The 22,683-nt window shown below is 46.1% G+C and carries 20 protein-coding genes; 18 read left to right on the top strand and 2 right to left on the bottom strand.

The window, feature by feature from the left end:
* Window positions 1–31: 31 nt before the first annotated feature.
* The gene (gene map, locus ACXAD8_RS09195; RefSeq protein ID WP_475227560.1) at window positions 32–826 is read right to left on the bottom strand and encodes a type I methionyl aminopeptidase; all 795 of its coding nucleotides are present in this window, start codon (window positions 824–826) and stop codon (window positions 32–34) included.
* 321 nt (window positions 827–1,147) lie between these two features.
* Between map and rpsB the strand changes: the two genes are divergently transcribed.
* The 18 genes from rpsB (at window position 1,148) to tilS (ending at window position 21,715) form a co-directional block, all read left to right on the top strand.
* Window positions 1,148–1,879, top strand: coding sequence for a 30S ribosomal protein S2 (gene rpsB / locus ACXAD8_RS09190; RefSeq protein WP_475227558.1), 732 nt, complete (start codon window positions 1,148–1,150; stop codon window positions 1,877–1,879).
* Window positions 1,880–2,057: 178 nt separating this feature from the next.
* A complete protein-coding gene (gene tsf, locus ACXAD8_RS09185; RefSeq protein ID WP_475227556.1) occupies window positions 2,058–2,930 on the top strand; it encodes a translation elongation factor Ts in 873 nt (290 codons plus the stop codon).
* A 201-nt stretch (window positions 2,931–3,131) separates the two neighbouring features.
* On the top strand, window positions 3,132–3,860 hold the full coding sequence (pyrH, locus tag ACXAD8_RS09180) for a UMP kinase (RefSeq protein ID WP_229529298.1): 729 nt from the start codon (window positions 3,132–3,134) through the stop codon (window positions 3,858–3,860).
* 19 nt (window positions 3,861–3,879) lie between these two features.
* On the top strand, window positions 3,880–4,437 hold the full coding sequence (gene frr / locus ACXAD8_RS09175; protein WP_475227553.1) for a ribosome recycling factor: 558 nt from the start codon (window positions 3,880–3,882) through the stop codon (window positions 4,435–4,437).
* Window positions 4,438–4,448: 11 nt separating this feature from the next.
* Window positions 4,449–5,195 carry a polyprenyl diphosphate synthase gene (gene uppS / locus ACXAD8_RS09170; protein WP_475227551.1) on the top strand — a complete coding sequence of 249 codons (747 nt, stop codon included), beginning with the start codon at window positions 4,449–4,451 and terminating at the stop codon, window positions 5,193–5,195.
* 12 nt (window positions 5,196–5,207) lie between these two features.
* Window positions 5,208–6,071, top strand: a complete 864-nt coding sequence (locus ACXAD8_RS09165) for a phosphatidate cytidylyltransferase (RefSeq protein ID WP_475227549.1) — start codon at window positions 5,208–5,210, stop codon at window positions 6,069–6,071.
* Window positions 6,072–6,104: 33 nt separating this feature from the next.
* Entirely contained in the window at window positions 6,105–7,274 is a 1,170-nt protein-coding gene (gene ispC, locus ACXAD8_RS09160) for a 1-deoxy-D-xylulose-5-phosphate reductoisomerase (protein ID WP_475232926.1), read from the top strand.
* Window positions 7,274–8,623 carry a sigma E protease regulator RseP gene (gene rseP, locus ACXAD8_RS09155; protein WP_475227546.1) on the top strand — a complete coding sequence of 450 codons (1,350 nt, stop codon included), beginning with the start codon at window positions 7,274–7,276 and terminating at the stop codon, window positions 8,621–8,623. Before ispC ends, rseP begins: the two co-directional genes overlap by 1 nt.
* 57 nt (window positions 8,624–8,680) lie before the next feature.
* Window positions 8,681–11,155, top strand: a complete 2,475-nt coding sequence (bamA, locus tag ACXAD8_RS09150) for an outer membrane protein assembly factor BamA (RefSeq protein WP_475227545.1) — start codon at window positions 8,681–8,683, stop codon at window positions 11,153–11,155.
* A 51-nt stretch (window positions 11,156–11,206) separates the two neighbouring features.
* On the top strand, window positions 11,207–11,722 hold the full coding sequence (locus ACXAD8_RS09145) for an OmpH/Skp family outer membrane protein (RefSeq protein ID WP_475227544.1): 516 nt from the start codon (window positions 11,207–11,209) through the stop codon (window positions 11,720–11,722).
* A 14-nt stretch (window positions 11,723–11,736) separates the two neighbouring features.
* A complete protein-coding gene (gene lpxD / locus ACXAD8_RS09140) occupies window positions 11,737–12,753 on the top strand; it encodes a UDP-3-O-(3-hydroxymyristoyl)glucosamine N-acyltransferase (protein WP_475227542.1) in 1,017 nt (338 codons plus the stop codon).
* Window positions 12,754–12,825: 72 nt separating this feature from the next.
* Entirely contained in the window at window positions 12,826–13,281 is a 456-nt protein-coding gene (fabZ, locus tag ACXAD8_RS09135; RefSeq protein WP_475227539.1) for a 3-hydroxyacyl-ACP dehydratase FabZ, read from the top strand.
* A gap of 3 nt (window positions 13,282–13,284) precedes the next feature.
* Complete coding sequence (lpxA, locus tag ACXAD8_RS09130) at window positions 13,285–14,052, top strand: acyl-ACP--UDP-N-acetylglucosamine O-acyltransferase (protein WP_475227537.1); 768 nt, start codon at window positions 13,285–13,287, stop codon at window positions 14,050–14,052.
* 34 nt (window positions 14,053–14,086) lie between these two features.
* Window positions 14,087–15,235 (top strand): lipid-A-disaccharide synthase, encoded by a 1,149-nt coding sequence (gene lpxB / locus ACXAD8_RS09125; RefSeq protein ID WP_475227535.1) that lies wholly within the window; start codon window positions 14,087–14,089, stop codon window positions 15,233–15,235.
* A gap of 2 nt (window positions 15,236–15,237) precedes the next feature.
* A complete protein-coding gene (rnhB, locus tag ACXAD8_RS09120) occupies window positions 15,238–15,801 on the top strand; it encodes a ribonuclease HII (protein ID WP_475227532.1) in 564 nt (187 codons plus the stop codon).
* A gap of 13 nt (window positions 15,802–15,814) precedes the next feature.
* Complete coding sequence (gene dnaE / locus ACXAD8_RS09115) at window positions 15,815–19,291, top strand: DNA polymerase III subunit alpha (protein WP_475227530.1); 3,477 nt, start codon at window positions 15,815–15,817, stop codon at window positions 19,289–19,291.
* 67 nt (window positions 19,292–19,358) lie between these two features.
* Window positions 19,359–20,315, top strand: a complete 957-nt coding sequence (accA, locus tag ACXAD8_RS09110; RefSeq protein WP_475227528.1) for an acetyl-CoA carboxylase carboxyl transferase subunit alpha — start codon at window positions 19,359–19,361, stop codon at window positions 20,313–20,315.
* Between the two features lie 62 nt (window positions 20,316–20,377).
* Entirely contained in the window at window positions 20,378–21,715 is a 1,338-nt protein-coding gene (tilS, locus tag ACXAD8_RS09105) for a tRNA lysidine(34) synthetase TilS (protein ID WP_475227526.1), read from the top strand.
* A 5-nt stretch (window positions 21,716–21,720) separates the two neighbouring features.
* Here tilS and ACXAD8_RS09100 read toward each other — a convergent pair whose 3' ends face one another.
* Window positions 21,721–22,614: a GGDEF domain-containing protein gene (locus ACXAD8_RS09100; RefSeq protein WP_475227523.1), complete on the bottom strand. Its 894-nt coding sequence runs from the start codon at window positions 22,612–22,614 to the stop codon at window positions 21,721–21,723.
* Between the last annotated feature and the right edge of the window lie 69 nt (window positions 22,615–22,683).

Below are 22,683 nucleotides of genomic sequence, written 5' to 3'. Positions count from 1 at the left end.
TGTCCCCTGCAATATGAAGTTGGCGAATGAGTTAAGCGGCTTTAATAACCCTGTCTATGGTTTCATCAGAACGAAGAGTCAGAATTTCGCAACCATCGCTGGTGACCAAAAGGGTGTGTTCCCACTGCGCGCTAAGGCTTCGGTCTTTAGTAACTACAGTCCATTCGTCAGGTAATAGTTTGCTGTAGCGTTTACCGGCGTTAATCATAGGTTCGATGGTAAAACACATACCTTCTTTTAATACTTCACCTGTGCCTGCTTTGCCATAGTGCAGTATTTGTGGCTCTTCGTGGAAACTAGCACCAATACCATGACCGCAATATTCCCGCACCACTGAGTAATGGTGTTTTTCGGCGTGTTCTTGTATCACAGCTCCGATGTCACCTATACGGGTACCCGGTTTGACGATTTCGATACCTTTGTACAGACATTCCTGAGTAATAGTGATTAATCGCTCTGCCAAAATACTGGGTTTGCCCACCACAAACATCTTGGACGTGTCGCCGTGGTAGCCGTCTTTAATTACGGTGACATCGATATTGACTATGTCGCCATCTTTCAGTTTTTTGTCCGACGGGATGCCATGACAAATCACGTGATTCACCGATGTGCAAATAGATTTAGGAAAGGGAGGATTGCCATAATTTAATGGTGCTGGAATACCGCCCTGAACATTGACGATATAGTCATGGCATATCGTATTTAGTTCGTCTGTGGTCACACCTTTTTTGACGTGCTCACCGATCATTTCCAGTACTTCTGATGCAAGTTTTCCGGCAACTCGCATTTTTTCGATTTCTTCTGGGGTTTTGATAGTTATCGTCAAGATTCTGTCCTGATAGAAGTTTTAGTTCATTTTAAGCCGCTAAGTTTACTTGGTATGACAATGGATGTATAGCCAGGCGGACAGTCGGTTACCTGACTTACTTACATTAAAGCCCTAAAAACGTTGAGTTACAGGCCTATAAATGGTATAAAGCGCCGCGCCTGAAACATGAACCCAATTTCTGGGTTGTGTTGCAGCGTATAATTTTATTTAAAACACACATACATCGACACGGTTTTCGGGGTGTCTGGCTTTTCTCACGGGAAACAGGATCGAAAATTGGGATGTATGGAGGCCTAACCCCAATTGAGGAAATTTATTATGGCAAACGTGTCTATGCGTGACATGCTGCAAGCTGGTGTTCACTTCGGTCACCAAACTCGCTACTGGAACCCAAAAATGAAGCCTTTCATTTTTGGCGCTCGTAACAAAGTTCACATCATTAACCTGGAAAAAACAGTTCCTCTGTTCAATGATGCATTGTCTTACTTGTCTTCTGTTTCTGCTCGTAAAGGTAAAATCCTTTTCGTAGGTACTAAGCGCGCTGCTGGCGAAGCTGTAAAAGAAGCTGCATTGAAATGCGACCAATACTACGTAAACAAGCGTTGGTTAGGTGGTATGTTGACTAACTGGAAAACAGTTCGTCAGTCAATCAAGCGTCTGAAAGATCTTGAGCAACAGTCTCAAGACGGTACTTTCGAAAAGCTGACTAAGAAAGAAGTATTGATGCTGACTCGTGAAATGGAAAAGCTGGAAAGCAGCCTGGGTGGTATCAAAGACATGGGCGGTTTACCAGATTGTCTGTTTGTTATTGACGCTAGCCACGAGCACATTGCTATTGCGGAAGCGCGTAGCTTGGGTATTCCTGTGGTTTCTGTTGTTGATACTAACACTGATCCAGATGGTATTGATTACATCATCCCTGGTAACGACGATGCGATCCGTGCAGTTCAGCTGTATTTGAACGCTGCTGCTGATGCGACTCTTGAAGGTCGTGAGCAAAATCTTGAAGCAATTGCTGAAAACGACGATTTCGTTGAAGCTGCTGAGTAAGATTTAACACAGCATTCATAAATGCATGTTACAAGTGTAAGACTTGATGAAAACAGGGGCTATGCCCCTGTTTTAAAATAATCTGGTAAATAGAATTTACCCCATATTTTTAAAATGAGACCGATATCTGGTCTTGTTTCTACGATGAAATTTAAAACTTATTCCTGAGGATATACAGATGGCTGTAACTGCTGCTCAAGTAAAAGAACTTCGCGAGCGTACCGGCGCCGGTATGCTGGATTGTAAAAAAGCATTGCAAGCGACTGATGGTGACATCGAAGCGGCGATCGAGAACATGCGCAAATCTGGTCAGGCAAAAGCGGCTAAGAAAGCGGGTCGTATTGCTGCAGAAGGTGTGATCCTGACTTCTGTTAATGCCGGTGTTGCCACTATGATGGAACTGAACTGCGAAACTGACTTCGTAGCGCGTGACGAAAGCTTCCTGGCGTTCGGTAACAAATTGGTTGCATTCGCTGCGGCTAATAAGATCAGTGACGTTGAAACTCTGAATGCATCTGAAATTGACGGTGCTGCGGTTTCTGATCTGCGTGATACTCTGGTTGCAAAAATTGGTGAAAACATCAACGTACGTCGTGTTGTAACTGTTGAAGGTGACAACCTGGGCGCATATGTTCACGGTGCACGTATCGGTGTAATCGCGGTGTTAACTGGTGGTTCAGAAGATTTGTCTAAAGACGTAGCTATGCACGTTGCTGCCAGCAGCCCACAATTCGTTAAGCCTGACGATGTACCGGCTGACGTTGTTGAGAAAGAAAAAGCGATCCAAATCGACATCGCGATGCAAAGCGGCAAGCCTGCTGAAATCGCAGAAAAAATGGTTATGGGCCGCATGAAGAAATTCACTGGCGAAATCAGCCTGACTGGTCAGCCTTTTGTTAAAGATCCTTCCATGAGCGTTGGTCAGTTGCTGAAAGACAACAGTGCAGACGTTATCAACTTCATCCGTTTTGAAGTTGGTGAAGGTATCGAGAAGAAGACCGAAGACTTCGCAGCTGAAGTTCAGGCACAAATGGCGGCTGCTAAGCAGTAAGCTGTTTGTAAATAAATCTGACAAAAGCTTTTGCATTAAAGCATTGTCATATAAACTACAGGCACCTCAAAAGAGGTGCTTTTTTTTAAGTACAATGTTTTTACAGTGTGCCAGCGGCAGTTGCGCAGCGCTTCTGTAAACTGTACTGAAACGGTTTTTGTTCCCCAATCCCCTGACAATCATTGAGGATGAGAAATTTTCATGAGTATCAGCTCTAAACCAGCCTATCGAAGAATACTGTTAAAATTAAGTGGTGAAGCCCTGATGGGCAACGAGTCCTTTGGGATCGACGCCAAGGTTCTGGACCGCATGGCCGCGGAAATTAAAGAGCTGGTGGAACTGGGTATCCAGGTTGGACTGGTGATTGGCGGCGGTAATCTGTTTCGCGGTGAAGGACTGGCCAAAGCCGGTATGAACCGGGTGGTGGGCGATCACATGGGAATGCTGGCCACGGTAATGAATGGCCTGGCAATGCGGGACGCCTTGCATCGCGCATTTGTGAATGCCCGTTTAATGTCTGCTATCCCTCTCAATGGCGTTTGTGATGCCTACAACTGGACTGAAGCCATCAGTCTGTTGAAATCCGGTCGAGTGGTCATCTTTTCTGCAGGCACGGGAAATCCGTTCTTTACTACTGATTCGGCGGCCTGTTTACGCGGCATTGAAATCGAAGCCGATGTCGTATTAAAAGGCACCAAGGTCGATGGCGTCTATAATGACGATCCCAATAAGAATCCCGAAGCGGTTCTGCACAAGCACCTGAATTACAGCGAAGTGCTGGAAAAAGAATTAAAAGTTATGGATTTGGCGGCGTTTACACTGGCGCGAGATCACAATATTCCGATTAAAGTCTTCAACATGAATAAAACCGGCTGTCTGAAAGCTGTGGTTATGGGTGAAGACGAAGGTACGTTGATAGATAACAACTAAAATAGTTAAGGTTAATAAAATGATTGATGAAATTTTTGCAGATGCAAAAGAGCGAATGGAAAAAAGTATTGCTGCGCTAAAGGTAAACTTCAGTAAAATCAGAACTGGTCGTGCACATCCAAGCTTGTTGGACAATGTGATGGTGTCTTATTACGGTGCCGCGACACCTTTACGTCAATTGGCCAACGTAGTGGTAGAAGATTCGCGTACACTGGCACTGACTGTGTTCGATAAAAGCGCGATTCAGGCGGTTGAAAAAGGCATTTTACAATCTGATTTGGGACTGAACCCTATCTCTGCCGGTACCACTATGCGTATTCCTCTGCCGCCTCTAACGGAAGAGCGCCGTAAAGACCTCATTAAAGTTGTACGAGGAGAGGCAGAGCAGGGCCGTATCAGTATTCGCAATATCCGTCGTGATGCCAATGGTGACGTGAAAGACCTTTTGAAAGAAAAAGAAATTTCTGAAGATGAAGCCCGCGCAGCAGAAGACAATATTCAGCAAGCTACCGACCGTTTTGTAAAACAAGTTGATGAGCTGCTGAAAACCAAAGAAGCTGAATTAATGGAAATTTAGAAGCTGGCTTAATGGCAGATCTAAATCAATCCAATGGCTTAATGCCGCAACACGTTGCCATTATTATGGATGGCAACGGGCGTTGGGCCAAACAAAAAGGTAAGCTTCGAACTTTTGGACATAAAGCCGGCGCTGAAGCGGTACGCTCAGCGGTGGGTTATTGTCTCAAAAACAACATCAAAGCCCTGACTCTGTTTGCCTTTAGCAGTGAAAACTGGTTGCGCCCGGCAGATGAAGTTAAGGCCCTGATGGAGTTATTCGTCTGGGCTTTAGGCAGTGAAGCCAAAAAGCTCAACAAGAACAACGTTAAGTTGCAGGTTATTGGGGACCTTAGCCGCTTTGATAAAAAACTATTCGCTAAGATCCAGGAAGCTGAAGCGCTGACTACCGACAATACTGCGATGGTATTAAATATCGCCGCTAATTACGGTGGAAAATGGGATATTAGTAACGCCTGCAAAGCGCTTTACCAGGAAATTGCAGCACAAAACGGCGATATCAACCAGATAACCGAAGCCGATCTTCATAAGCATATTCAATTGGTGGATCTACCCGAGGTGGATTTACTTATTCGCACCGGCGGCGAACAGCGAATTTCCAATTTCTTAATATGGCAATTAGCCTATGCTGAGTTGTATTTTACCCCCACGTTGTGGCCGGATTTTGATGATGCCGAATTCGCCAAGGCGGTAACCGAGTTTGCTGGCAGGCAGCGTCGATTTGGTATGACGGGTGAACAAATTGAGAGCCAGAGTTAGGAACTGCAGGTTATGTTGAAACAACGAATTATCACTGCCCTGATATTGGCTCCACTTGCACTTTGTGCAATATTATTTTTGCCAATCCGGGGATTTGAACTGGTTTTTGCTGCAGTAATTGCTCTTGGGGCCTGGGAGTGGGCCAATCTGACCGGTCTCACTATTCCCTTATTGAAATCAATTTACACCGCCATTGTAGCGGGCCTTTGCATTGCACTGAGTTTTGTGGTGCCGGTGGATGCCGTATGGGTGCAAGGGGAACTGGTTCCCCTATATAAAAATATTCTTATCGCAGCCGGGGTCTGGTGGGCGTTATCTCTGTTTTTAATCATTGCCTATCCAAGATACAGCCTGGTATGGCGCTCTAGTGTGCTGTTGCGAGGTATTTTTGGGTTATTAACTCTGATCCCCACCTGGGTTGCCGTGGTGGTCTTGCGCACCAGCCTGTTCGACGTCGATCCGCTCTATGGTGCGTCTCTGATTTTTTACGTTTTAGGCATTGTTTGGGCTGCTGATGTAGGCGCCTTTTTTGTTGGTGTTAAATTTGGACGCCATAAACTCAGACCCAATGTTTCACCTGGAAAAACCATTGAGGGCTTGCTGGGTGGCGTAGGTGCTTCGTTTGCCATCATTGCATTTGCCGCAATGCATTATCACGTAGACCCATCCCGTATCTGGTTACACGTCCTGGTGGGCGGCCTGACAGTGGCTGTCAGCGCGCTGGGTGATCTCAACGAGAGTATGTTCAAGCGTTGCGCTGGTTGTAAAGACAGTGGTAATTTGTTGCCAGGTCATGGTGGAATTTTGGATCGGATCGATAGTTTAACTGCGGCCTTTCCTGTTTTTGCCTTATGTTATGTCATGTGGATGGCGTAAGCTGAATTCATTACCATGAGCAAATCAGATCCAATTCAAAATATCACCGTGTTAGGTGCAACCGGCTCAATAGGGCTGAGCACCCTTGATGTGGTGGCACGTCATCCTGAGAAATACAAGGTTTTTGCGTTGAGTTGTCACTCCAGAGTCAAAGAGCTGGTGGAATTGGCTCAAACACATCGGCCAAAGCACCTGGTTACCAGCAGCAAAGCTGATTACCCCAAATTGCAAGCTTATTGTGAAGAGACCGGGTTATCCTGTCAGGTACATCTGGGAAATGACGCTCTTTGCATGATCGCATCAGATGACGAAGTTCAGGTGGTGATGGCGGCTATCGTCGGTGCCGCTGGCTTGTTACCCACACACGCTGCGGTGCAAGCCGGAAAAAGAGTATTGCTGGCCAATAAAGAGTCACTGGTTATGTCTGGTAATCTGTTTATGGATGCAGTACAACAAAGCGGCGCGCTATTATTACCGGTAGACAGTGAACACAATGCGATTTTTCAGTGCCTACCGCAAAGCGGCTATTGTCAAAAGTCCATCCGCAAAATTTTGCTGACTGGCTCAGGTGGGCCGTTTTTAAACCGGGACCTGGATACTTTCGATGCTATTACTCCGGAACAAGCCTGTAAGCACCCAAACTGGTCTATGGGGCAAAAGATATCAGTTGATTCTGCCACCATGATGAACAAGGGCTTGGAATTTATCGAAGCTTGCTATTTGTTCGGGGTCAGTGGTGAGGAAATCGAGGTGGTCATTCACCCTCAGAGCATTGTGCATTCAATGGTGCAATACACTGATGGTTCGGTGCTGGCTCAAATGGGGCAACCGGACATGAGAACACCGATTGCGCATACTTTATCCTGGCCTGAACGCATTGAATCTGGTGTGTCATCGCTGGATTTTGCGCAATTGACGGATCTGCAATTTATGAAACCTGATTTTGCGCGTTTCCCCTGTCTAAAGTTGGCGATTGATTGTGCTTTTAAGGGACAGGCAGCTACAACGGCCCTGAATGCCGCCAATGAGATAGCTGTATCGGCGTTTTTGGCTAAGCAGCTTCGCTACACCGATATTTTTAAACTCTGTCTGGCCACGGTTGAGCAAACCCCTGACAACCCCTTGTCATCACTTGCAGATATCCTTGAGTGTGATAAACATAGTCGCTTGTTTGCGACCCGTTATTTGGAGACATTGCGTTAATGCTGGATTTCTTGCAAAACCTGACCGCCTTTATTGTTGCCCTGGGTATCTTGGTGGCCGTTCACGAATGGGGGCATTTTTACGTTGCCCGGCTTTGTGGTGTAAAAGTGCTCAGGTTTTCCGTCGGATTTGGCAAGCCACTGTGGCGCACACATGATAAGAAGGGCACTGAATATGTAGTGGCCATGATTCCCCTGGGTGGCTATGTACGCATGTTGGATAGTCGCGTTGATGATGTCTCCGAGCAAGATCAGAATGTGACCTTTAATAGTCAACACGTATTAAAACGCATTGCCATTATTGCCGCTGGCCCTCTGACTAACTTTATTTTTGCCATCTTCGCCCTTTACCTGATGTATTTGATGGGGGTTGAAACAGTACGCCCGGTGATAGGAAATGTGACGCCTGGTAGTATTGCTGAACAGGCTGGCTTACCCGCTGATACGCAGATTAACCGCATTGGTGATCGCGAAGTAAAAGACTGGAATAGCATCAATCTTGAGCTGGTATCTCATATCGGTAAGCAATCAATGGAAGTGGGTACCTATACCGCTTCTAATATGTCAGAAAAGCGTTATCAGTTGGATCTGTCAAGCTGGCAATTTGATCCGGAAACTCAATCGGCAATTCGTTCTTTGGGGATTGAACCCTTTAGGCCTGCAATTACCACTACATTGGGATTAGTGGCTAAAGATTCACCGGCTGAGCGTGCCGGAATACAAAAAGATGACAAAATTTTAAGTATTGATGGAACTCCCATCGATAAATGGGAACAAATAGGGGAGTATCTCACCGGCCGTGGTGGTGATACGGTAGGTGTTATGGTACTCAGAGAGGGCCGCGAAGTGCCGGTGATGGTGCAGGTGGGCTATCGTGAAGATAATCCTGAAGTTGGCTATCTCGGTGTGGTGCCTCAACAAGAACCCTGGCCTGAAGAGTATATATTTAACCATCAATATGGATTGGTTGCAGCCATGGGGGCTGCTATGGATAATACATGGCGCTTAATGACATTGAGCGTCGAGATGATAGGCAAATTATTAACCGGTGATGTGTCGGTTAAGAATTTAAGTGGCCCAATTTCTATTGCTCAGGGAGCAGGCGCCAGCGCCGGATATGGTTTGGTGTATTTCCTGAGCTTTTTAGCGCTGATAAGCGTGAATTTAGGGATCATTAACCTGCTTCCATTACCCGTCCTCGACGGTGGACACCTGCTTTATTATTTTATTGAGCTGGTGACCGGAAAACCGGTTCCTGAATCTGTTCAGGAAGTCGGGTTTCGCATAGGTGGGATTTTACTCTTTATGTTGATGGCAGTGGCAATTGTAAACGACATCGGGCGTTTATAGCAGGCGCGCTTTTTTTAACAATGCTGAATAAGTTTCAGTCAGGAAGAATATAAATAAATGAAGTTGAATCAGATACTTTTTGCATTGCTTGTGATGTTTTGCACAGGTGCAGTGAGTGCAAATACAGCCAAAGAATTCGTCATCGATGATATTAAAATTGAAGGTTTGCAAAGGGTTGCTTTAGGTGCTGCGCTTACCTATATGCCGGTAAAAGTGGGCGACAGCATGAATGGTTTTCGGATCGCTCAGGTTATTAAATCGCTCTATTCTTCTACTCATTTTGAGAGCATTAAAGTATTGCGCGATGGCAATACTTTAGTGGTGCGTGTGAAAGAAAGGCCCACCATCAGTAATATCATTTTCGAAGGTAATGATGATATTAAAGATGAACAGCTGCAGGAAAGTCTGGACGGCAGTAACATCCGAATTGGTGAACCTTTAGATCGCACGGTATTGACTGGTCTGGAAAGCGGTCTGAAAGACTTCTACTACAGCGTGGGTAAATACAATGCCGACGTTTCCGCCATTGTCACGCCCTTGCCTCGTAACCGTGTGGATTTAAAATTCCTGTTCGAAGAAGGCGACGCTGCTAAGATTGCTCAGATCAACATCGTGGGCAACGAATTGTTTAGTGATGCTGAGTTACTGGAAGGCTTTGAACTGGGCTTTGATGCTGCCTGGTGGGATATCCTTGCGGAAACCCGCTATCAGAAACAAACTCTTGAAGGGGATATGGAAACCCTGCGCAGTTACTATCTGGACAGAGGTTATCTGCAGTTCAATGTGGACTCTACCCAGGTTTCAATGACACCCGACAAAAAAGGTATCTATGTTGCGATCAATGTGACCGAGGGTGAACAGTTTAATATTTCTGATATCGAAGTGACCGGTGATTTGTTAGGTCACGGCGACACTATACGTGCCTTATTGCCCCTAAAAAGCGACACTCTGTACAACCAGGCGTTGGTGACCTATAGCGAAGAGTTTATTAGTAAGTACTTAGGCCGCTTTGGTTATGCTTATCCCACAGTAACCACTATTCCCGATATTAACGAAGAAGATAAAACCGTAAAGCTGACTATTGCAGTAGACCCAGGCAAGCGTATTTATGTACGTCGAATTAATTTTGTGGGTAACGACATCACTAAGGATGAAGTACTGCGCCGTGAAGTCACGCAAATGGAAGGTAGCTTCCTGTCTAACCAAGCATTAGAAGTATCCAAATCGAATATTTCCAGACGTCTTAACTTTGTGGATGAGGTGGAGTTTGAAACGGTTCGCATCCCGGGTGAAGAAGACAAGGTCGATGTTGATTTTAGTCTGAAAGAGCAGCCTTCAGGCTCTTTCAATGCTGGCATCGGTTTTGGTGACCGCACAGGTTTGAGTTTGCAGGCCGGTGTATCTCAAGATAACTTCCTGGGTACCGGAAAGCAGGTGGGCTTTAACGTCAACACTAACCGTTATCAGCGTCAGGCGGCGATTACCTACAACGACCCTTATTTTACCATTGATGGTATTAGTCTGGGCGGCAGTTTGTCTTATAGTGAGTTAGATGCCGGGGACTTTGGTCTGGTGCAATACAACACCAAAACCTATCGCATTGGTGGTACCTTTGGTTTCCCCATTAACGAGTACAACCGTTTGCGCTTTGGTATTACCTATGAAAACGAAGAGCTGGCGCAGCGCGACACATACGAACAAACTAAACGCTTCTATAACCTGTTTGCGGATCAGAATGATCCAGATGCGCCGATAAAGTACGACTCGTTTGTCATGAATGCGGCCTGGATTAGAAGTACATTAAACCGTGGTTTGTACCCAACTGCAGGTTCTAACCAAACCTTGTCTTTAACGGCGACTACACCGAATTCCGATGCCAATTATTTTAAGGCTGAATTCAACACCCGTTTTTACTTCCCGTTATCTCAGGATCAACGCTGGACTGTATTAACCCGTCTGCGTTTAGGTTATGGTAATGGTTATGGTGATATTAATGGCAAAGACCAATTCTTACCTTTCACCCAAAACTTTACCGCAGGTGGCTCAGGTACACTGAGAGGTTTTGAGAATAACACTGTGGGCCCAAGAGCTGTTCAAAGGTTAACAACGTCTCAAACTGGTCCGGATGGCAGTACGGTGGGCAATGGCAGTTTGGCCGACTCACTGTTTGTTACTGAACGTTCAATCGGTGGTAATGCTATCGCTGTCGGTGGTGTGGAGCTGATTGTACCGACCCCCTTCATCGGTGAAGAATATGACTCTCAGGTACGTTCCAGTATTTTCCTGGATGTGGGTACCGTTTGGGATACCGAATTTGACTTTGATGACTACAGTGGATTGGAATTGACCGGAACCAGTGCTGAGCGTTTATTGGATTTCGCTGATCCGGGACTGTATCGTGCCTCCTACGGCCTGTCTGTACAGTGGTTATCACCCATGGGACCAATGGTCTTTAGTTTCTCTCGTGCTCTGAAAGAGCAAAGTGGAGATGAAGTGAAGTTCTTCTCTTTCAACATTGGTCAGACATTTTAATCGTATTTAAAATTGCAAAAACAAATAGCATAAGAATTTAAGGAGTAATCTGTGAAAGCATTAAAACTAACCGCCGTCGCTATGACTTTAGCCGCCTCTGTTGCCAGTGGTAGCGCCTATGCACAACAAAAAATCGGTGCAGCCAATGTGCAGGCGATTTTTCAAAGCCTTCCTCAGGCGGCGACTATTCAGCAAAGCATTAATGCTGAATTTAAGGACAGAATCGAAGAAGTTAACCGCATGGAAAAAGACCTGCAGTACTACATGGAAAAGCAAAAGCGCGATACTGCAACTATGAGCCAGCAAGAAATCACCGAGCTGGAACAACAAATTAAAACCTTGAGAGATGAGTATGTTGCCAAAGCCCAACCTCTGCAGCGCGATCTTGAGCGTCGTTCTAACGAAGAGCGCAATCGCTTGTTAGGTATGATTCAACAAGGTATCAATAAAGTTGCCGAAGCTGAAAACTACGACGTTATCTTGAATGCTGGTGCCATTGCTTTTATCGATGAGCAATACAACGTGTCGCAAAAAGTTATCGAAGAAGTTAGCAAAACTGCCAATTAATTGAGAATCCACTCATGCTCAGCTACACATTGGCCGAGTTGGCGGAGATTATTGGTGCCGAAGTTAGAGGAGATGCGACTGTTAGCGTCTCCTCTATTGGCACCTTAGCCGCCGCTACTGAAGGTCAAATCTCTTTTCTGGCAAATGCCAAATACCGTTCCCAGTTATCCGAAACCAAAGCCTCAGCCGTTATTCTCAGTGACGAGGATGCAAAATATTGCCAAACCAATGCTTTGGTGATGAAAAACGCCTATCTTGGCTTTGCTAAAGTGGCACAGGCACTGGACACCACGCCGGACTCTGCACAGAACATCCATGAATCTGCGGTTATCGCAGCCGATGTGAAACTGGCAAACAATGTCTCTGTGGGGGCAAACGCGGTTATCGAAACCGGCGTAGAGCTTGGTGCTGATGTGCAAATCGGTGCTGGTTGCTTTATCGGAAAAGGTGCTCGCATAGGTAAGGGCACTAAATTATGGGCAAATGTTACTGTTTATCATGATTGCGTAATCGGTGAAGACTGTTTAATTCAAAGTTCTGCAGTGATTGGTTCTGATGGTTTTGGTTATGCCAATGATGCCGGAAAATGGGTCAAGATCCCGCAATTGGGTCGTGCCATTTTGGGTGATAGGGTAGAGATAGGGGCGAACTCCTGTGTTGATCGCGGAGCATTAGAAGATACGGTATTACACGATGGCGTTATCATAGATAACCTTTGTCAGATTGCTCATAACGTCGAAATAGGCGAAAATACTGCGGTGGCAGGTTGTACTGTTATTGCCGGAAGTACCACCATTGGTAAGCATTGTATCATTGCCGGTATGGTGGGTATTAATGGCCATATCAACATAACAGATGGCGTAACCTTTACGGGATTCTCAATGGTGACAAAGGACATCAAGGAGCCAGGCGTATTTTCTTCCGGCATCCCCGTGATGCCGAATAAAGACTGGCGTAAAAGTATGGTGGGCTTGCGTAATCTTGAAAAATTGTCGCAGCGGGTAAAAGAATTAGAAAAACATCAGAAATAGAGCACTTTATTTTAAAGCACATGATTTGCTAACTGCCGCAGTGCTGCTCTATGATAAAAGTCAGAACAGGAGATGAGTGGTTTGACTGACGTGATTGAACGTGTAGAAATCGAAGAAATAATGGCGTTGCTGCCGCATCGCTACCCGATGCTGCTGGTAGACAGAGTAACGGAACTGGAAGTCGGTAAACGTATTAAAGCCTATAAAAATATCACCTTTAACGAACCTTGTTTTATGGGACATTTTCCAGGCAAACCCATTTTTCCGGGCGTCATGATTCTGGAAGCATTAGCCCAAGCCGCGGGGATTCTGGGCTTTAAGAGTGCCGGAAACAGCGACGATTTATACCTGTATGCGGGTATCGATAAGGCCCGTTTTAAATTACCGGTAACACCGGGTGACCGACTGGACTTTGACGTAGACTTCATTAAGGAGCGTCGCGGCATCTGGAAATTTAAAGGTTATGCCAGTGTCAGTGGTCAGGAAGCCTGTAGCGCTGAATTCATGTGTGCAATGAGGAAGATGTAAATCGTGATCCATCCTACTGCTGTCATCGATCCTAAAGCCTCTTTAGGAAATAATGTTGCTATTGGTGCTTTTGCTGTCATCGGACCGGACGTGGTTATTGGTGATGATTGCGTTATTAACTCTCATGTGGTCATCAAAGGCCCCAGCAAAATTGGCAAAGGTAATCATTTTTTTCAGTTTGCCAGCATAGGTGAAGACTGTCAGGACAAAAAGTACGCAGGTGAACCTACAGAGTTGATTATTGGTGACAATAATGTCTTTCGCGAAAGTGTTACGGTACACAGAGGTACTGTGCAGGACGAAGGCAAAACCATCATTGGTGACGGCAATCTGTTTATGGCTTATGCCCATGTTGCTCATGATGTACGTATTGGAAATCAGGCTATTTTTGCCAATAACTGTACTTTAGCCGGGCATGTGCATGTGGCTGACTATGCGATTTTAGGAGGCATGACCGCAATTCACCAGTTTTGTAAAATTGGTGCTCACGCTTTTGTCGGGGGCGGTGCAATCATTCTTCGTGATTTACCGCCGTATGTCATGTTGGGCAATGATGGCAAACCTCATGGCATCAACTCCGAAGGATTAAAGCGTCGTGGCTTTTCCCCTGAAAGTATTCGGGCCATCAAAAATGCGTATCGGGTTATTTACCGTCAGGGTAACAAGGCCGCAGAGGCCGTCGAATTGATTAAAGACATGGTTGAGGAACATCCCGACGTTCAAATCATGTCTGATTTTCTGGAATCCTCTGAGCGCGGTATTATCCGTTAAGCACCAACTCTCAACGCTGTTTTAAGCGATTATTATGACCAATAAAACCATTAGAGTGGGAATTGTCGCCGGAGAAACCTCTGGCGATATCTTAGCCGCAGGTCTGATTGCGGCATTTCGTAAAAAATATCCTAATGCTGTATTCGAAGGCATCGCTGGTCCGAGAATGCAGGCCGTCGGTTGTCAGTCGTTGTTTGATATGGAAGAGCTGTCGGTAATGGGATTAGTGGAAGTCTTGTCACGTATCCGTCGTCTGTTACATATTCGCAAAAGCGTCTTGCAGTATTTTACCGAAAACCCACCTGATGTATTTATCGGTGTTGATGCGCCTGATTTTAATCTGACTCTGGAGATGAAGCTTAAACAACAGGGCGTTAAAACCATTCACTATGTCAGCCCGACCGTGTGGGCCTGGCGCGAAGGTCGGGTGCACAAAATTGCACGGGCCACAAACAACGTGTTCTGTATCCTTCCGTTTGAGCCTGCGGTGTACCAAAAGTTTAATATTCCGGCGGAATTCGTTGGCCACACCCTGGCCGATCAAATTCCTTTGGCTGTAGACAGGCAGGCTGCCCGAGATTATCTAGACGTGGAAGCCGAGCAAAAAGTATTGGCGGTATTACCGGGTAGTCGAGCCAGTGAAGTTAAGAACCTGCTAGAAACCTTTATTCAAAGTGCCGAAAAAGTGGCACAAAAGCATCCGGATTTATTAGTTTTGATACCGGTTGTGAACAAACAGCGCAAGATTGAAATTGACGAGTGCCTGAAAGCATTAAAGCCGCGCGTTAAAGTGCGTACCGTATTTGGTCATTCTCAGCAGGTTATGATCGCTTCTAATGCTGTTTTGTTGGCATCGGGCACGGCAACGCTGGAGGCTTTGTTGTGTAAACGGCCCATGGTGGTGGCTTACAAACTGAAGGCTATGACCTATCAGATGATGCGTTTTATGTATAAGCAAAAGTTCTTTTCTTTGCCCAATATCCTGGCTGGTAAAGAACTGGTTTCTGAACTGCTGCAAGCTGACGTCAATCCCGAGCTGATCTCAGAGCGACTTCTGGCTTTGTTAGAGCAAGAGCCATCAGGCTTGCAACAGGAATATTTAAAAATTCATGAGTCGCTTCGATGCGGAGCCGACCAGACTGCCGCTGATTCGGTGGCAAAATTACTGAAACTGGAGGTCTAGTCTTGCTGATTGCTGGTGTTGATGAAGTGGGTCGAGGGCCACTGGTAGGCAATGTGGTCACCGCCGCAGTTATATTAGATCCGGCCCGACCTATTGCCGGACTCACCGATTCTAAAAAACTCTCTGAAACTAAAAGAAATAAGCTCTACCCATTAATCAAAGAGCAGGCACTTTGCTGGGCTATTGGCGAAGCAACGCCGGAAGAAATTGATGAGATAAATATTTATCAGGCCACTATGCTGGCAATGACCAGAGCGGTTGCGGCACTAACAACGGTGCCAGACTTTGTTAAAGTGGATGGCAATAAGGTGCCTGATTGGCAGTGGCCTGCAGAGGCGATAGTTAAGGGAGATTTAACGGTGCCCGAGATTTCTGCCGCTTCGATTCTGGCGAAAGTCACCCGTGATCGCCAAATGGCAGAACTGGACCAACAATTCCCGGAGTTTGGTTTTGCGCAGCACAAGGGGTATCCTACTAAGTTGCACCTTGAAAAGTTAACTCAGTTTGGGCCTATTGCCGCCCATCGCCGCAGCTTTAAGCCTGTGGCACAATTATTAGCACAATGACGCTGGAAAAATAATGTCACAGGAAAGTAGCCCTTCTTTCGTTCACCTGAGAGTACATAGTGATTTTTCTATGTGCGATGGTTTGAATAAAATTCCCAAGATCATTGGTCGGGTTGCTGAGCTTGGTATGCCGGCAGTGGCAATTACCGACCAAATGAATATGTGTGGCCTGGTAAAATACTATTATCAGGCCCATGGCAATGGCATTAAACCCATTATTGGTTGCGACTTTTGGTTGCAAAATCCTCTGTTGGGCGAAGATATTTTTCGCACCACTTTGCTAGCGACTAATAATGCTGGCTACAAGAACATCACGCTTTTGATTTCTCGCGCTTATCAACGGGGGGCAGTCAAGGGCAAGGCAGTGATTGATGCCCATTGGCTGGCGGAACAGGCTGAGGGCATTATTGTACTTTCCGGTGCCAAAGACGGTGAATTAGGTTTTGCACTGCAAAAGCAGAATCACAAACAAATCAACCAGCTACTGGATTTTTATGGGCAGCACTTTGCAGATCATTTTTACATTGAGCTGCAACGTACGGGTCGCCCCGGCGAAGAAGACTATTTACACGCGGCTGTTGCGTTAGCTGATGAGAGGGAGCTGCCTGTAGTGGCCACCAATGAGGTGGTGTTTCTCAAAGAGTCAGAGTTTCCGGCACACGATATTCGAGTCAGTATTCACGACGGATATACCCTGGAAGATCCGCGTCGTCCGAAGCGTTTTAGCGAGCAGCAATATCTGCGTAGTGCTGAGGAAATGCAGGAGCTGTTTAGCGATATTCCGGAAGCCATAGAAAACACCGTAGAAATAGCCAAACGCTGTAATGTCACGGTGCAATTGGGAACCTACTTCCTGCCTAAATTCCCCACCGGTGGATTGTCGGATGCAGATTACTTGGTAAAAGTATCTGAAGAAGGTCTGGAAGAGCGATTAGAGTTTCTGTTTCCTGATCCAGAGGTACGTGCTCAAAAACGCCCGGAATATGACGAACGTCTACAAATCGAGTTGCAGGTAATCAATCAGATGGGATTCCCTGGTTACTTCCTGATCGTTATGGAGTTTATTCAGTGGAGTAAGGATCACAATATTCCGGTAGGACCTGGACGGGGATCGGGTGCGGGTTCATTGGTAGCTTATGCGTTAAAGATCACCGATTTGGATCCGTTGGAATTTGATTTGCTTTTCGAACGATTCCTCAACCCGGAAAGGGTATCAATGCCGGATTTCGACGTTGACTTCTGTATGGATCGCCGCGATGAGGTAATTGATCACGTTGCAGATATGTACGGCCGCGACGCGGTATCCCAGATCATAACGTTTGGTACCATGGCCGCTAAAGCCGTAGTGCGCGATGTGGGCCGGGTTTTAGGGCATCCCTATGGCTTTGTGGATCGCATCTCCAAATTGATCCCAGGTGATCCAGGCATGACCCTGGCAAAAGCCTTTGAGGTGGAGCCGCGTCTGCAGGAAGCCTACGACGAAGACGAAGACGTTAAAGATCTGATTGACATGTGCCGCATCCTGGAAGGGGTGGTGCGTAACGCCGGTAAACACGCCGGGGGAGTGGTTATCTCTCCCACTAAAATTACCGATTTTGCGCCGCTGTATTGCGACGAGGAAGGTAAATTCCCGGTTACTCAATTCGATAAAAACGACGTAGAAACAGCCGGTCTGGTTAAGTTCGACTTCCTGGGACTACGTACCCTCACCATCATCCAATGGGCCCTGGATATGGTGAAAGAGCGCTCCGGTGATATAGTCGACATATCAGCGATTCCGCTCGACGACAGAGAAAGTTTCGACATGTTGATGCGGGCCGAAACGACGGCGGTATTCCAGTTGGAATCTCGCGGTATGAAAGATCTGATCAACCGTCTGCAGCCTGATACCTTCGAAGATATTATCGCACTGGTGGCTTTGTTCCGACCGGGTCCATTGCAATCCGGCATGGTAGATAACTTTATCGACCGTAAACATGGTCGTGAAGAAATATCTTATCCTGATGCCCAATATCAGCACGAATGTTTGGAAGAAATTTTGCAGCCCACCTATGGCATTATCCTGTATCAGGAGCAGGTAATGCAGATAGCTCAGGAAATGTCCGGTTATAGTCTGGGTGGTGCTGACTTGTTGCGCCGGGCCATGGGTAAGAAAAAGCCTGAAGAAATGGCCAAGCAGCGTGCCTCATTTGAGGATGGTGCGAAAGAAAACGGTATCGATCCCGAACTGGCAATGAAGATTTTCGACCTGGTGGAGAAATTCGCCGGTTACGGCTTTAATAAATCTCACTCCGCAGCCTACGCGCTGGTGTCTTATCAAACCCTTTGGTTAAAAGCCCATTATCCTTCTGAGTTTATGGCGGCCGTAATGTCCGCGGATATGGATAACACCGATAAAATCGTAACCCTGGTGGACGAATGCAATCGCATGGGCATTAAGATTTCACCACCTGATGTTAACTCCGGGAAATACAAATTTACGGTAAATCAGGAAGGCACCATTATTTATGGTATCGGTGCGGTAAAAGGCGTCGGGGAAGGTCCCATAGAAGCCCTGATTAAGGCTCGCGAAGAAAAGGGCTACTTTACTGATATTTTTGATTTTTGTGCCAAGGTGGATCTTAAAAAGCTCAATAAGCGAGTGATGGAAAAACTCATCTTATCCGGTGCCATGGACGAACTTGGGCCTCACAGAGCTTCGTTGATGGCCACCTTACCAGAAGCGATGGCCGCTGCAGAGCAACACGCAAAAGCGGAATCTTATGGTCAGGCTGACATGTTTGGTTTGCTTACCAGTGAGCCGGAAGAAGTTAATAATGCCTTTGTCAATGTACCTGAGTGGCCAGAAAAGCAATGGTTAGATGGGGAAAAAGAGACTTTAGGTCTATATTTAACCGGCCATCCCATTAATCAGTACCGGGAAGAGTTACAGCATTATTGTCGCGGCCGTCTGGTGGACGCTAAGCCCGGAGATCGTGATTCTGTCGCAAAAGTTGTGGGACTGGTGATCGGCGTTCGTGTTATGGTTAACAAAAAGGGCCGTCGTTGGGCTATTGTTACTCTGGATGATCAAAGTGCCAGAATGGACGCGCGTTTCTTCCCTGATATGTTCGAAGAATATGAAGAAATGTTGCAAACGGATAAAGTTTTGGTGCTTTCCGGACAGGTCAGCTTTGATGATTTCTCCGGGGGCAATACAATCACGGTCCGTCATGCTCAGGATATTATTCAGGCGCGCGAAAAACAGCTGAAACATTTGTTGCTGGAAGTGGATGCGCAGTGGTGTCAAAACGAAGGAATAGCGCATCTGCAAAGGGTATTTGAACCCTTCCGAGGCGGAATATGTCCGGTTCAGCTGCGTTATATTCACGAAGATGCTACAGCTTGCATATCTTTGGGGGCTGAGTGGTACTTATCACCACAAGATGAGTTATTATACGAAGTAAGAAACCTGTTGGGTGCGGATAAAGTGAAAATGGTTTTTCACTAAATCATTGGCTGGTATGCATGTACCGCGCGCAATAATACATTAAATGAAGTAATAATTAGGTATTTGAATGAGCTTACACTTCCTTGATTTTGAGCAACCCATTGCTGAACTTGAGGCAAAAATAGAAGAGCTAAAGTCCGTTAATCAGGGCGGCGAATTTGACGTCAGCCTGGAAGAGGAAATCACTCGTTTAAGAGAAAAAAGCTCAGAACTGACAAACAAGATCTTCTCTGGTTTAGGTGCCTGGCAGATTTCACAACTAGCCAGACACCCTATGCGGCCCTATACTCTGGATTATATTCCGCGCATATTCACAGACTTTGATGAATTATGCGGTGATCGTGCCTACGCTGATGACAAAGCCATTATTGGTGGTCTGGCGAAAATTGACGGCACACCGGTAATGGTTATTGGTCACCAGAAAGGTCGCGATACCCACGAAAAAATTAAGCGTAATTTTGGTATGCCTAAACCTGAAGGGTACCGCAAAGCTTTGCGTTTGATGGAAATGGCAGAGCGCTTTAAGCTGCCAATTATTACCTTTATCGATACTCCCGGTGCTTATCCAGGCGTTGGTGCGGAAGAGCGTGGTCAAAGTGAAGCCATTGCCCGCAACCTGAAAGTGATGTCAGGTTTAAAGACGCCAATTATCTGTACTGTTATCGGTGAAGGTGGTTCCGGTGGCGCACTGGCGATTGGGGTCGGCGACAGAGTGAATATGCTGCAATTCAGTACCTACTCGGTTATTTCTCCTGAGGGCTGTGCCTCTATTTTGTGGAAAAGTGCCGAGAATGCACCATTAGCTGCGGAAGCGATGGGGGTATCTGCACCACAAATTAAAGAGTTAGGTTTGATTAATACCATAGTAAACGAGCCTCAGGGTGGAGCACACAGGGATTACGACACCATGGCAGCAAACCTGAAAGCCACGCTTAAACAACAGTTGTCGCAATTAACCAGTTTGTCTAAAGAGGCATTATTGGAAGAGCGTTATCAACGTCTGATGTCTTTTGGTTATTGTTAAGACGCCATCCAGGTTACACTAAGCCGCAGTAATGCGGCTTTTTTATTTCTGCACAATTCCGAATGGCTGAATCTCAAAAACATTATCAACAGTTTGCAACCGTCTTGCAGCGCTATCTACACGCAGATAAGTCCTATGATGTGCTGTTGGTGGCTTATAGTGGCGGTTTGGACTCCTCTTTGCTGCTGCATTACGCCGCAGTCTTTGCCAGGCAGCAGCAACTTAATATCAGCGCCATTCATGTCAATCACAATCTCAGTAACAACGCCGGACAATGGCAACAACATTGTGAATCTCGTTGTCATGAGTTAGGCATTCCATTGACCATAAAGCAGGTACAAGTAAATGCTGATGGGATGGGGCTTGAAGCCGCTGCCAGAGAGGCGCGCTACGCAGCCATTGCCGAGGTGAGTGAGGAAAATAGCCTGGTGTTATTAGGGCAACATCAAAGTGATCAGGTGGAAACCTTTATGCTGCAATTGTTGCGGGGGGCAGGTCCGGCAGGGTTATCTGCGATGGCGGAGTTTTCTGTGAATGCGCTGGGTAGTCATTTGTTACGACCATTACTGAATTTATCTCGCACAGAAATTGAATCAGAAGCCAAAGCTGCGGGTTTGAACTGGGTAGAAGATGAATCAAACCAAAACGATGATTTTGAACGCAATTATCTGCGCAATCAGGTATTGCCGCTTATAGCCGAGCGCTGGCCACAACATGAAACGACGATTAGCCGGTCAGTCAGTCATATCGCGGAACAAAATAATCTGTTTCAGCAACAGGTTTCGAAAAAACGACAGGAAATAACCACAGAGAATGGCCAGTTATACATCTCTGGGTTAGTTCGTTACGAGCATTTGTGGCAAAAGCAGATATTGATGAGTTGGCTAAAAGCTTCCGGTGCTACATTGCCCTCTGCAAAGGTGTTACAGGTAATATTGGAAGAATGTGTAATGGCTAAAGCTGATGCCCAGCCGCTGGTGAAGTGGGGCGATTGGCAATGTCAAAGATATGACAACCTGTTGTATTTACTGCCACTTAAAGAAGACTCAGTACCCAAAGACTGTAATGTGCAGTTAAATCAGTGGAATATCTTACCGGGAGATGCGGGGCAGCTGTGGATTAGCCGTGAAGCCACAGAAATGGGGCAGACGGTATATTTGCCAGAGAAGGGCGAGTTTACTGCCACCTTTGGCCAGTTTTCCCGACGTTTTAAACCCTTGGGGAGCGCTCATTCAAAACCGATTAAACAGTGGTTTAAGGAGTGGAAAGTCCCCCCCTGGCAACGCCAGTCAATGCCGATTTTGTGCTGTAAGCAGGTGATTTTCGCCGTCGGTGAGCGGGTTTGTACTTCGCATCCGCAGCCAGGTTACATCCCTTTTAGCATCCGGTGGCAAAAATAGTCAGCTCAGACTGCCCATTTAGCACAGTTTCTGCCCGCTTTCTTTGCTTCGTAAAGTGCCTTGTCAGCGCGCTCAAAAAATTCAGCTTCGTCATCCTGTGCCTGTAACATGGCCAAACCAAAACTGACACTGATACCGTGTTTTTGTAGCAAGGGATCTGCTGCGACAGCTTCCTGGATTCGTTCCACTATCAGGTTATTGGCGGCTTTGTCGGTGTTGGTGGTGATACAGCAGAATTCATCGCCACCGAAACGGAAGGCGTAATCGGAATTGCGCAAAGATTGATTGATGGCTCCGGCAATACTCATCAGTACTTTATCACCTTCATTGTGACCAAATTTATCATTAACCAGTTTGAACTTGTCCAGATCCATCATTATCAGACTAACTTTATCGCCTTCGCGGTGGGCTTTACTGGTGGCCTTTTCCAGGGTTTCATCAAACTGACGACGATTACCCAAAGAGGTTAAACCGTCTTTTAGTGCCAGTTTTTGAATCTGAAAGAATTGCAGGGCGTTGCGAATGGGGTTCTTAACACACTGGTTGATATCTTTTAATAACTGGTTTTCCCGCAGTGACAGGGTTCTGACGAAACCGTATTCAATTTTGGTACTACCGTCTCGTCCAGAGGTCAGGTCGAAGCTTCTGACAACTGAAGGTTTGTCCTGTTCACCGAACTGAAAAATACCAACAGGGCTGTGGATTTTGAGAAACAGGGCATTCAGACGGCTTTGTAATTCTTTATAAACAACATTGCCAAGTACTTGTAAATCAAGACTATTCGTCAATACTTGCAGTAACTGATTCTTTTCTTTGTCGCTCATGTGTGTTTGCTGAGCGTTTATATTGAAAAAGCCTTCAGTTATTGTGTTATCGTAGAACGGGGCTAAATTTTCCAAGTTTTTCTCCTGCCAGAAAATTGGCGAAACCAACTTTTACTGTGTTATTGCTATGGTTAAAGCAATCAA

Source organism: Planctobacterium sp. AWH2_060 (assembly GCF_056158425.1).
This window is presented reverse-complemented; position numbering and strand designations above follow the sequence as displayed.